Genomic DNA, 12326 nt, shown 5'->3' on the forward strand with positions numbered 1-12326 from the left:
CAGGTCACCCCCGCTGCCAACGATCCATGGTGAGCGGGGTGTTCGTTCCTGGCGCCCCGCGACCACAGCCGACGCGTTCGCACTCGGGGAGACCGCGCCATGTCGCGCACACGCTCTGTCGCCGCCGTACCCGCTCTCAACCGCCGCACCCTGCTGGCCGCCACCGGAGCCCTGTCGCTCTCGGCCGGCGTCGGCCTCGCCCTGCGCCCGGAGGCCCCGGCGCACGCCGCGACCCCGGGACGGGAGACCGTCGCCGACTCCGTCGCCCAGTCCGAGGCCCGGTCGGCGGCGGTCACTCCGCTCGCCCCGCCCGAGCTGGTCCCCTACACCCGCGGCACCACACTGCGCGGCGTCGCCGTCCCGCGTTCGGGCACCTCCGGATACCGGCGGCTCGGCGACGGCGCCGGCTGGCAGCGCGTCGTCCGGGACGAACTGGCCGCGGGCAAGCAGGGCCGCGCCGACCGCCGCACCGCGCTCGCCTCCTTCGTGCAGCTCACCGACCTGCACCTGACCGACGCCCAGCACCCGCTGCGCCTGGAGTACCTGCGCGCCCAGAACAAGAGCTTCTGGCGCCCCCAGGAGACCCTGACCGTCGCCGGAGCCGTGTCCCTCGTGGAGCGGGTCAACTCCCTGCGGGGAGCCCCCGTCACCGGCTCCCCGCTGCACTTCGTGATGACCACCGGCGACAACACGGACAACAACTCCAAGACGGAACTGGACTGGTTCCTGAAGGTCATGAGCGGCGGCCGCATCAGCCCGAACAGCGGCGACCCGCGGCACTACGAGGGGGTCCAGGCCAGCGGGCTGAAGACCTACTGGCAGCCGGACGCGGCCCTGCGCGACGCCGACAAGCAGGTCGGGTTCCCGCGCATCCAGGGGTTCCTGGAGGCGGCCATCCGTGAGCTGCGCAGTCCGGGCCTGAGCCTGCCCTGGTACTCCACCGTCGGCAACCACGACGCCCTTCCGCTGGGCTGCTACGGCACCCGGGGCGACTCGTACCTCACCGAGTTCGCCGTCGGCGGCAAGAAGCTGATGTCCCTGGGCGCGGCGGAGTGCGACAAACTCGCCAAGAGCATGAAGAAGGGTTCCAGCCCGAAGGGTGCCGAGGTGCACGCCCTGCTCAAGGCGCACACCCGTCAGATGCGCTCGGTCACCCCGGACGAGAACCGGGCCCCGTTCACGCCCGCCGAGTACCTCAAGGCGCACCTCGACCCGGCCCACACCGGGCCCGGCCCGATCGGCCACGGCTACTCCTCCGCGAACCTCTCCGCGGGCACCCAGTACTACACGTTCCGCATCGCCGAGGACGTCATCGGGGTCAGCCTCGACACCACCGACCCGGGCGGCCACTACGAGGGGTCCCTTGGCACGGCGCAACTGCGCTGGCTGGAGAAGACGCTGGGCGACAACAAGGACGCCTACGTCATCGTCTTCAGCCACCACACCAGCAAGACGATGCGCAACCTGAACGCCGACCCGGCCCACCCGGGGGAGAAGCGGCACGGCGGGGACGAGGTCGTCGCCCTCCTCGCGCGCTTCAGCAACGTGCTGGCCTGGGTGAACGGCCACTCCCACAAGAACGACATCACCCCGCACGCGGCCCCCGGCAACCGCTCCTTCTGGGAGATCTCCACCGCCTCGCACGTCGACTTCCCCCAGCTCGCCCGCGTCATCGAGCTGGTCGACAACAAGGACGGCACGCTCTCCCTGTTCACCACCCTCATCGAGTCCGCCGCACCGCACGCCACGGACTTCTCCGACCTCAGCCAGACGGGCCTGGCCGCGCTCTACCGCGAGCTGTCCTTCAACACGCCCGGCGCCCGCACCGACCTCGCCGGAACCTCGCGCGACCGCAACACGGAGCTGATCCTGAAGAAGGGCTGAAAACCGCTCAACGCACGCGGACCGGGCAACCCCGCGCCGCGGACCCGGGTCCGTTCCCCTGACACGTTCGACCGTGAGACGGGGGAAGACATGAGGGTACGTACGGGACTTGTGGGAATCACCACCGTGGCGATCGCCACGGCACTGGCGGGCACCGCGGTCGCGGCGCCCGCCGCGGGAGCGGGCCACGCGCCGACCCGGCAGGCCATGGAGGCGGCCGTGCGCGACGGCGTGCCGGGCGTGACGGCGACGGCCTCCGGCCGGCACGGCACCTGGTCCGCGACGGCGGGCACCGGCGACCTGCGCACCGGCGCTCCGCGCTCCACCGCCGACCGCTACCGCGTCGGCAGCATCACCAAGACGTTCGTCTCCACCGTGCTGCTCCAACTGGAGGCGGAGGGGCGGCTGTCGCTGGACGACACGGTGGACCACTGGCTGCCCGGCGTGGTGCGGGGCAACGGCAACGACGGACGGAAGATCACGCTGCGCCGGCTCCTGAACCACACGAGCGGGATCTTCGACTACACGACCGACGACGACTTCGTGCGCACCTACTTCGCCAAGGACGGCTTCCTCCGGCACCGCTACGACACCGCGACACCGGAGCACCTCGTCGCGATCGCCATGGCCCACGAACCCGGCTTCGCGCCGGGCGCCTCCTGGAGCTACTCCAACACGAACTACATCCTCGCCGGAATGGTGATCCGTGAGGTCACCGGGCACTCGTACGCCACGGAGATCCGCGACCGCATCGTCGAACCGCTCAAACTGCGCGGCACGTCCGTTCCCGGCACCACGGTGACGCTCCCGCGACCGAGCAGCAGGGCCTACTCCAAGCTGGCCAGGACCACGACGGGACCGACGTACGACGTCACCACCCTCAACCCGACGCTCGCCGCCTCGGCGGGCGGGATGATCTCCGACAACGCCGACCTGAACCGCTTCTACACGGCCCTCCTGCGCGGCCGGCTGCTGCCGCGCAAGCAGCTCGCCGAGATGAAGACGACGGTCCGTGTCGACGAGATCCCGAACGCGCGCTACGGCCTCGGCCTCATCGACCGCGAACTGAGCTGCGGCGTCCACGTGTGGGGCCACGACGGCGGCATCCACGGCTCGACGTCGTCGGCCGTCACCACGGCGGACGGCCGGCACGCCCTCGCCTTCAACTTCAACGGCGACTGGTCGGGGGACAGCGACGCCGTGATCGAGGCCGAGTTCTGCGGGAAGCGGCCGGAGCCGGTCCGGGCGGACCGGATCTCCTAGCCACGCCCGGCGCCCGCCGCCCGCCGTCTTCCGCTCTAGTCCGCGGCCGGCGCCGTGAAGCTCACCTTCGCGGTGTCGACCGTGGCCGCGTGCCGGCCCGGCGCGTCCTGCTCCCGCCAGTACAGGTTCGTGTGCGCGATGACCTGGGCGGGAGCGGGCGCGCCGTACGCGGTGAGGTCCTCCGTGGTGTGGGCGTCGCCGACGAGGGTGACGTCGTACCCGCGGGTGAACGCGCCGTGCAGGGTGGAGCGGACGCAGGCGTCCGTCTGGGCGCCGGTGACGACCAGGTGGCCGACCCCTCGCTGGGCGAGCACGTCCTCCAGGTCGGTGGCCTCGAACGAGTCGCCGTAGTTCTTGTGGACGAGGGGCTCGGTCTCCTCGCGGACCAGCTCCGGCACGTAGGTCCAGGCTTCGCTGCCGACCTTCATCCCGTCGTCCGAGTGCTGCACCCAGATCACCGGCACCGCTTCGGCGCGGGCCTTGGCGGCCAGGACGTTGATGTTCTCGATCACCTCGGCGCGACGGTGGGCGGCGTCCACCGCGCCGTGTTGCATGTCGACCACCAGCAGTGCGGTGTTCGGGCGACCGGGCAGGGTCGTCATCGGGCTCTCCCCTCGGGCGTCCTGCTCGTCACGGCAGGCACGTCGGGCCATGGATCTCCTGTCCCCTCCACAGTAGAACGGCCCACCGACAACGCCCCTCCGAACAGGGCTCCGGTCCTCCCAGACCTCCCGGACGTCCCGGCCGAGAAGGGGCGGCAAGGGTCGAGAAGGGGAGGGCGCACGGGAAGGGGCCCGCGCCGTCGCGCGAGCCCCTTCCCTCCCCTCCTGCCACCACCCCGGTCCGTCCCTACCGGGGCAGCACCACGACATGCGCCGCGGGATCGCGGTCGTCCGACGCCATCAGCGCGGTACGGACGACCGTGGCCTGCTGCTCCATCGCCTCGCGGAGCTTCTTCGGCGTGATGTGGACGACGGTGATCCCGAGCCGCTCCAGCACCTCACGCTTGCGGGCGTACTCCGACCAGAGCGCGTCCTCGTCCTGCCGCGGGGCGCGGGTGTCCAGCTCGACCGCCACCGCCTGCTCGGGCCAGTACGCGTCGAGGCCGCCGATGTGCGGGCCGCCGGGCAGCCGCAGGTCCACGTTCCACACCGGGTCGGGCAGGCCGTGCTCGCGGACCATCCGGTACAGGCGGTCCTCCGCGATCGCCCGGCCCTCCGCGAGCAGCGAGTCCACCGCGTCCACCACGTGCGGCCGGCCCAGCAGCCGGGCCGCCGTCAACTCCCGCACCACGGCGGCCGGTTCACAGTGTCCTCCGCGCACCGCTTCCGTCAGCAGCCGGCGCACGACGTCGGCGTCGGAGAGTTCCGCGACCGCGTCGGCCAGCGCGCGGGGCACCGGGGCGACCGGGACGCCGGTCACGAACGCGGGCGCGGGCAGCGAGGGCGTCCGCACGATACGGACGCAGCCCGTCGAGCGCAGTCGGCGCAGCCGGGGCACCAGCACGTCGATGGTGTCGAGGGAGAGCAGCGGCGGCGCCGTGGTGAACCCGTGCAGGGCCAGCGCCGCCAGGCCCGTGACCAGCACGTCCGCGAACCGCTGCGGGGCGTGCGGCTCCTCGGCGCCCGGCTGGACCGGGATGGAGGCCACCCGGTGGGGGGCGGGGGAGCGGGCGGTGTACAGCAGCGCGGCCTGCAGCCGCTCCTCGGCGGTGGGCGGGCCGGGGTGGAGCAGGACCACACCCGGAAGGATCTGCTGCCAGGCTCCGCCCGCCCGGCACTGCTCGTTCGTCTCGGCGGCGGTGACGCCGTGGCTGCGCAGCTGAGTCGTGGTCAGGACCCGGCGCTGCACGTGGGACAGGTGGCGGAGGGGGCGGGGGGAGAGCGGGGTGTTGTGGTTCATGATCCGGGGTTTCCCGCCCGGAAGCCGTCCTCTAACCGCTGTTACACGCTCGTCGACAAATCAGGACAAGCCTGCACTAAAGTACGGGCGTTCGAGTGCCGAAAGGCGCTGGTCCGGACGGGGACTAATAGGGGTTACGGCTCTGAATACCTGTATTTCGTAACCAGTGGTCCCGTCGGATGAAGTCACCGGAGAGGACGCCGGCCGAAGCGCCGGGGTGCGACGTGCCGCCGAGTCCACCGCCGGTGCGCCGCGGGAACACCGCGGGAAGCACGGTGAGAACGCGGCGAGAACGCGGCGAGGGCACCGGACGCGCGCGGCGCCGGTGCCCTCGAAGCGGAGTGCGTCGTGCGGGTGTTCAGCCCGCGGCGATGTCGCAGGCCTGACCGCGCAGCGCCCGTGCCAGGTCGTCGCGGGACTCCAGCACGAGCCGGCGCAGCGCGGGCGCCGCGTCCTCGTGCGCGGCGAGCCACGCGTCCGTCGCCTCCAGGGTCTCCGGGGAGTCCTGGAGTCCGGGGAACAGTCCCCTGACCACGTCCATGCCGATCTGGATCGACCGCTCCTCCCAGACCCGGTCGATCGCGGCGAAGTAGCGGGCGGTGTAGGGCGCGAGCAGCTCGCGGCCGGACGGCTGGGCGAAGCCGGCGATGGTCGCCTCGACCAGGGCGTTGGACAGCGCGTCCGACTCCACGACGGCCGCCCAGGCCTGCGCCTTGACCGCCGCCGAGGGGCGGGCCGCCAGGCAGCGGACCTGGTGCCGCTTGCCGGACGCCGTGTCGTCGCGGGCGAGTTCGGCGCCGATCACCGACTCGTCGGCCACGCCGTGCGCGGCCAGCGGCTCCAGGAACGCCCAGCGCAGTTCCTGGTCGACCTCCAGTCCGTCGATCTTCGCCGTGCCCTTCAACAGACCCTGGAGCAGCTGGAGATCGGCCTCGCCCGACGCGACGTGGGCGAAGAAGCGCGCCCACGCCAGCTGGTGCTGGCTGCCCGGCTCGGTGAGCCGCAGCTCCTTGAGCGCGCCCTCGGCCAGCGACCGCGCGCCCTCGGCACGCCAGTCCGGCGCCACGTAGTGGACGAGCGCGGAGTCCGCCCAGCCGTGCAGCGTCTGGAGGACGCCGATGTCGGACTCGCGGCCGGCGAAACGCAGCACCAGACCGATGAAGTCCCGCGCCGGCATCAGCGCGTCACGCGTGAGGTTCCACAGCGCCGACCAGCACAGGGCCCGCGCGAGCGGGTCGGTCATCTCGCCGAGGCCGTCCCGCAGCGCGGCCAGCGAACCCTCGTCGAAGCGGATCTTGCAGTACGTGAGGTCGTCGTCGTTGACGAGAACCAGGTCCGGGGCCTGTGCGCCGGCCAGGTCCGCGACGACCGTCCGCGGACCGTCGACGTCCACCTCGGCACGCGCGTACCGGACGAGCGCGCCGTCGCCGCCCTCGCGCAGCGACTCACGCCGGTAGAGGCCCACGGCCACCCGGTGCGGGCGCAGTTCGGGGTGGGACTCCGCGGCCTCCTGGAGCACCGCCAGCTCGGTGACGCGCCCCTCGGAACTCAACACCACCTGCGGGGTAAGGGAGTTGACGCCCGCCGTCTGCAGCCAGGAGCGGGCCCAGACGGCCATGTCCCGTCCACTGGTCTCCTCCAGGACGGACAGCAGGTCGCCGAGGCGCGTGTTGCCGTACGCGTTCCGCTTGAAGTAGCGGCGCGCGCCCTCCAGGAAGGCGTCCTGCCCGACGTACGCCACGAGCTGCTTGAGGACGGAGGCGCCCTTGGCGTAGGTGATGCCGTCGAAGTTGAGCTTGGCGTCCTGGAGGTCGCGGATGTCGGCGGTGATCGGGTGCGTGGAGGGCAGCTGGTCGGCGCGGTAGGCCCAGGCCTTGCGGCGGTTGGCGAAGGTGATCCAGGCGTCGGTGAAGCGGGTCGCGCCCACGTTGGCGAACGTGCCCATGAAGTCGGCGAAGGACTCCTTCAGCCACAGGTCGTCCCACCACACCATGGTCACGAGGTCGCCGAACCACATGTGCGCCATCTCGTGCAGGATGACGTTCGCCCGGGCCTCGTACGACGCCTGCGTCACGTTGCCGCGGAAGATGTACTCCTCGCGGAAGGTCACCAGGCCCGGGTTCTCCATCGCGCCGAGGTTGTACTCGGGCACGAACGCCTGGTCGTACTTCCCGAAGGGGTACGGGTAGTCGAAGTGGTCGTGGAAGAAGTCCAGCCCCTGCTTCGTCACCAGGAACACGTCGTCGGCGTCGAAGTGCGGGGCGAGGCCCTTGCGGCACATCGCGCCGAGCGGGATCTCCAGCGTCGTACCGTCGTCGAAGCTGCGCGTGTAGGAGTCCGTCACGTAGTGGTACGGGCCCGCGACGACCGCCGTGATGTACGTCGAGATCGGCTTGGTCTCGGCGAACTGCCAGACACCGTCCGCGAGTTCACCCGCGCCGTTGCTCCAGGCCGTCCAGCCCTCCGGGGCCCGGACCGAGAAGCGGAACGGGGCCTTGAGGTCCGGCTGCTCGAAGTTGGCGAACACGCGCCGCGAGTCCGCCGGCTCGTACTGCGTGTACAGGTAGACCTCGCCGTCCTCGGGGTCGACGAAGCGGTGCATGCCCTCACCGGTGCGGGAGTAGGCGCACTGGGCGTCCACCACGAGCTCGTTCTCCGCGGCGAGGTCCTCCAGCCGGAGCCGCACGCCGTCGAAGACCTCGCCCGGGTCGAGGTCGCGGCCGTTGAGCGAGACGGCCGTGACGCTCGGCGCGATCAGGTCCGCGAAGCTCGCGGCGCCCGGCTCGGCGCAGCGGAAACGGAGCGTGGTGACCGACCGGAAGGTGCGGGGACCGCCGTCCGCGTCGCCGGGCTCCGTCTCGCCGACGGCCGAGCGCAGGTCGAGGAAGACGTCGTAGCTGTCGACGGACAGCAGTGCCGCCCGCTCCTGGGCCTCGTCGCGGGACAGGTTCTCACCGGGCACGGCTGCACTCCCTCATGGCGTCATAGACATGTGTGAACAGGACCGATCCTGCCATGTGCCCCTGTGGCCGGACAGCACGGTGCCGAGGACGCCCGCGCGACGGCGCGGGCGGCCGGGAGGAGCGGAACGGGGGCGCCGTGCGGGAATGGCGCGGACGGCCTCGTGCGTTGGACCCGTAAAGCCCGCGTTCCGAGGAGAGCCATGTCCGAGCAGACCGCTCAGCCCAGTTCCGGCAAGACCCCCGTCGACTTCTGGTTCGACCCGCTGTGCCCCTGGGCCTGGATGACCTCGCGGTGGGTGCTCGAAGTGGAGAAGGTCCGCGACATCGAGGTGCGCTGGCACATCATGAGCCTCGCCGTCCTGAACGAGCCCAAGCTGGACGAGCTGCCCGAGGAGTACCGCGAGCTGCTCTCCACCAAGGCCTGGCAGCCGATCCGGGTCGTCACCGCCGCCTGGCAGAAGCACGGCGAGGACGTCCTCGGCCCGCTGTACACCGCGCTCGGCACCCGCATCCACAACGAGGGCGCGGGCCCGACCAGGGAGGCCATCGTCGGCGCCCTCGCCGACGTCGGGCTGCCCGCCGACCTGATCGACTACGCCGACCAGGACGACTTCGAGTTCGACGCCGAGCTGCGCGCCTCCCACAAGGAGGGCATCGAGAAGGTCGGCCAGGACGTCGGCACCCCGGTCATCGCCGTGCCCGGTGCCGACGGCGAGCAGATCGCCTTCTTCGGTCCCGTCGTCACCCCCGCGCCCAAGGGCGAGGAGGCCGCGAAGCTGTGGGACGGCACGCTGCTGGTCGCCTCGGTGCCCGGCTTCTACGAGCTCAAGCGCTCCCGTTCCGCCGGTCCGGACTTCAGCAACCTGTAGTCCGGCTCCCGGCCCGGCGCTCTCCGCCGGCCGGTCCGCTGCTCCCCGGGGCCCGGCACACGCCGGGCCCCGGTCGCGTGTCAGGTGGCGGCCTGGGCCTCCGGGAAGTCGCCCCCGTCCCGCCAGTTGATCCACCGCTGGAAGCGGCGGCAGCCCTTCCGCGTGCAGCGGTGATAGGCGGCCGGGTCGTCCACCTCCAGGATCCGGCGCACCTGCGCCTCCTCGTCCTTGGTGAGCTTGCGGAACCGCTGCAGCGGTCCTCCGCAGTTCGGGCAGCGCACGTCCACGGCGACACCTCCGTGTGGAACCGGTCCGGGGGCAGAGAGCGGGCACGAGGGCCGGAGGCGTCCGGGTGCCGGACGCCGGCCCCGCGAGCGTATGCGCTCCCCGGGTCGGCCCACGGTCCCAAATTCCGTCCCGCCGCGACGCCCTTTCACTCCGAGCGCCCCCTGCGCAGCACGTTCCGCTCTCATCTTGCGGCCCCGCCCCCACGAGGGTTCCGGTTCCGGCCGCGCGTGTCCTGAAGGCGGGCTCGTCGTCCGGACCGGCGTACCCGGAGATCCCGGGCAGGGGAGAGCCCCTGCGAGTCATGTCCTCGCAGGGGCTCCCTTTCTTCCGCCCGCTCCGTGAAAGGTGAGAAGACGATCACGAGCAGGACGCTTCACGCTCCAGGCGTCCGGGGGCGCGTACGGACGGGCACGCGCCCTCGCACCCCTCGCTTTATTGCGAACAGGTCGCAACTGCACGCTAGCAGCAACAGGAGGCGAGTGTGTGTCCGGGCACGCCACCGGATCGTGCGAGCTCCGGCAACCGCGCCCGGGTACGCGAAAGGGGCCCCCGCGCGATGTCGTCCTCGCGTGAGGGCCCCTCGGGCGGGGCGGCCGGGCCGGTCAGGCGCGGGCGCGGGTCCGCTGGCGGGCGTAGCCGACCGCTGCCAGGAACAGCGTCATGCCGCCCGTGGAGTAGAGCTGCACGCGGGTGTCCGGCTCCCGGGCCATCAGGGCGAAGACGGCGACCATGCCGGCCAGCGCGATCCAGGTCAGCGCGGGGAACGCCCACATGCGGACGACCAGCTTCTGCGGCGCCTCCCGGTCCAGGCGCCGGCGCAGCCGCAGTTGGGAGACCGCGATGAACATCCAGACGACCAGGATCACCGCGCCGATCATGTTCAGCAGCCAGGGGAAGACGTCGTCCGGACGCCAGTAGCTGAGGACGACACAGGCGAAACCGAAGACGCAGGAGACGAGCACGGCGACCCGCGGCACCCCCGACGAGACGCGGCCGAGGGCCTTCGGGCCCTGCCCGCGCTCGACCAGGGAGTAGGCGATGCGCGAGGAGCCGTAGATGTTCGCGTTCATCGCCGACAGCAGGGCCACGAGGATGACCACGTTCATCAGCTGTCCGGCGCCCGGGATGCCGAGGTGTTCGAGGGTGGCCACGTACGGGCCGCTGGTGACGACCGCCTCGGAGTCCCACGGCACGAGGGTGACGATGACCGCCATCGAGCCGACGTAGAAGAGCGCGATGCGCCACATCGCGGTGCGGACCGCGCTCGCGACGCCCTTGACCGGGTCCTGCGACTCGGCCGCCGCGATCGTCACGGTCTCCAGACCGCCGTACGCGAACACCGAGGCGAGCAGTCCGATGACGAGCCCCTCACCGCCGTTCGGCAGGAAGCCCCCGTCGCCCGTGAGGTTGGCGGTGCCCGGAGCGTCCGTGCCGGGCAGGACACCCGTGATGGCCAGGACGCCGAGCACGAGGAACAGCGCGATGGCGCCGACCTTGAGGGCCGCGAACCAGAACTCGAACTCGCCGAAGTTCTTCACGGCGGCGAGGTTGGCCACGCAGAAGACGACCATGAACAGCGCCACCCAGGCCCACTCGGGCGTGCCGGGCAGCCAGCCGGTGACGATCTTCGCGGCGCCGATGCCCTCCAGGCCGACCGCCGTGCACAGCAGCACCCAGAAGGCCCAGCCGGCCGTGAAGCCGGCCCAGGGCCCGATCGCCCGCTCGGCGTGCGCCGAGAAGGATCCGGAGGACGGATACGCGGCCGACATCTCGCCGAGCATCCGCATCACCAGCATGACGAGCAGACCCGATACGGCGTACGCGATGACGATGGACGGACCGGCGGCGGCGATGCCGGCGCCGGAGCCGACGAACAGTCCGGCGCCGATGACACCGCCGAGGGCGATCATCGAGAGGTGGCGCTGCTTCAGACCGTGGGACAGGGGCGCTTCGGCGCCGGCGGAGCCGGGTGGGGTGTCGCCGGGCGGGGTGTCGAGGGTGGTGCGGGACATGAGAGCGGGGGGTCCCTTACGTGCGAGTGCGTGCGAGCGGCAAAAACGCCCACAGTCTGGGCAGCCGCACCACCGGGAGGGCAAGGCCGCCCAGCATGCGGACGCGATCCGTACGGAGCGTGAGGTTCCGTTCACTTCGGGGTCGGGGTCGGGGGCCGGGCCGCAGGTGGAGCTGGGCCGGGGCGCCGGTTCGGTCACGGTGACGCGAGCGCCGCGCACCCCTCGTTGGGAACACGGCGACCCCTTTGGTGAGTCCCTACAGTCGCGCCCGGCGCCGGAGCGCGGCACGGACCACGTCACCGCAGTGACCAGCATCACCTCCGCGCGGGTGTACGGGCCGTTCTTTGTGAGGAGCCCACCAAGCGCGCGCTCCGCCCTTTGTCGAGCGCTGACGGTGATCACCCGTACGCCCCTGGGATAGCGTCACCGTGTCCCGACCTGCCTCCCCTCGAACTCCCCAGGAGTCCGTGGGGCATCCCCTTCGCCGGAGTCCCCATGAGCACCGCTGCCGCCACGTCCTCCCGACCCGGCGAGGTCCTCGCCGACCTCCTCCCGGCCTCCCGCGTCCGCGACGTCGCCCTCGTGGTCGGCGGTGCCGCACTCACCGGACTCGCCGCCCAGATCTCGCTGCCCGTCCCGGGGTCCCCGGTGCCGGTGACCGGCCAGACCTTCGCCGCGCTGCTCGTCGGCACGGCACTCGGCGCGCGCCGCGGCTTCCTGTCCCTCGCGGTGTACGCGCTGGTCGGCATGGCCGGTGTCCCGTGGTTCGCGGGCGGCGGCTCGGGTGCCGCGGCGCCGTCCTTCGGCTACGTCCTCGGCATGCTGCTCGCGTCGACGGTCGTCGGGTCCCTGGCCCGCCGTGGCGCCGACCGCTCGGTCCTGCGCATGGCGGGCACGATGCTCATCGGCGAGGCGATCGTCTACGCGATCGGCGTGCCCTACCTGGCCCTGGCCACCGGCATGTCGGCGAGCGCGGCCGTCGCGGCGGGCCTCACGCCGTTCCTGATCGGCGACGCCCTCAAGGCCGCACTGGCCATGGGCCTGCTGCCGACGGCATGGAAGCTCGTCGACAAGAAGTGACGCGCGACGAGAAGTGACGCTGGACAAGAAGTGATGCTCGACGTGAAGTGAAGCGCGTCGAGCCG

9 protein-coding genes are annotated in these 12326 nt (G+C 71.9%); 4 read left to right on the forward strand and 5 right to left on the reverse strand.

The window, feature by feature from the left end:
• Positions 1 to 99: 99 nt before the first annotated feature.
• Positions 100 to 1884, forward strand: coding sequence for a TIGR03767 family metallophosphoesterase (locus OG406_RS26150; protein ID WP_329188076.1), 1785 nt, complete (start codon positions 100 to 102; stop codon positions 1882 to 1884).
• A gap of 90 nt (positions 1885 to 1974) precedes the next feature.
• Entirely contained in the window at positions 1975 to 3147 is a 1173-nt protein-coding gene (locus OG406_RS26155) for a serine hydrolase domain-containing protein (protein ID WP_329188079.1), read from the forward strand.
• Between the two features lie 35 nt (positions 3148 to 3182).
• On the opposite strand, the gene OG406_RS26160 is transcribed toward OG406_RS26155, so the two are convergent.
• The 3 genes from OG406_RS26160 to pepN all read right to left on the reverse strand — a co-directional run bounded on the left by OG406_RS26160 (position 3183) and on the right by pepN (position 8011).
• A complete protein-coding gene (locus tag OG406_RS26160) occupies positions 3183 to 3749 on the reverse strand; it encodes an isochorismatase family protein (RefSeq protein ID WP_164369346.1) in 567 nt (188 codons plus the stop codon).
• Positions 3750 to 3996: 247 nt separating this feature from the next.
• Positions 3997 to 5049 (reverse strand): hypothetical protein, encoded by a 1053-nt coding sequence (locus tag OG406_RS26165; RefSeq protein WP_266613708.1) that lies wholly within the window; start codon positions 5047 to 5049, stop codon positions 3997 to 3999.
• Between the two features lie 358 nt (positions 5050 to 5407).
• Positions 5408 to 8011, reverse strand: coding sequence for an aminopeptidase N (pepN, locus tag OG406_RS26170; protein WP_329188081.1), 2604 nt, complete (start codon positions 8009 to 8011; stop codon positions 5408 to 5410).
• Between the two features lie 201 nt (positions 8012 to 8212).
• On the opposite strand from pepN, the gene OG406_RS26175 reads away from it, so the two are divergent.
• On the forward strand, positions 8213 to 8881 hold the full coding sequence (locus OG406_RS26175; protein WP_164369318.1) for a mycothiol-dependent nitroreductase Rv2466c family protein: 669 nt from the start codon (positions 8213 to 8215) through the stop codon (positions 8879 to 8881).
• An 80-nt stretch (positions 8882 to 8961) separates the two neighbouring features.
• Here OG406_RS26175 and OG406_RS26180 read toward each other — a convergent pair whose 3' ends face one another.
• Together OG406_RS26180 and OG406_RS26185 are read right to left on the reverse strand one after the other, a co-directional pair.
• A complete protein-coding gene (locus tag OG406_RS26180; protein ID WP_164369319.1) occupies positions 8962 to 9168 on the reverse strand; it encodes a hypothetical protein in 207 nt (68 codons plus the stop codon).
• Positions 9169 to 9771: 603 nt separating this feature from the next.
• Positions 9772 to 11181: an amino acid permease gene (locus OG406_RS26185; protein ID WP_329188082.1), complete on the reverse strand. Its 1410-nt coding sequence runs from the start codon at positions 11179 to 11181 to the stop codon at positions 9772 to 9774.
• A 495-nt stretch (positions 11182 to 11676) separates the two neighbouring features.
• On the opposite strand from OG406_RS26185, the gene OG406_RS26190 reads away from it, so the two are divergent.
• On the forward strand, positions 11677 to 12261 hold the full coding sequence (locus OG406_RS26190) for a biotin transporter BioY (protein ID WP_164369321.1): 585 nt from the start codon (positions 11677 to 11679) through the stop codon (positions 12259 to 12261).
• Positions 12262 to 12326 lie beyond the last annotated feature (65 nt).

The organism is Streptomyces sp. NBC_01428 (genome assembly GCF_036231965.1).
GTDB lineage: Bacteria > Actinomycetota > Actinomycetes > Streptomycetales > Streptomycetaceae > Streptomyces.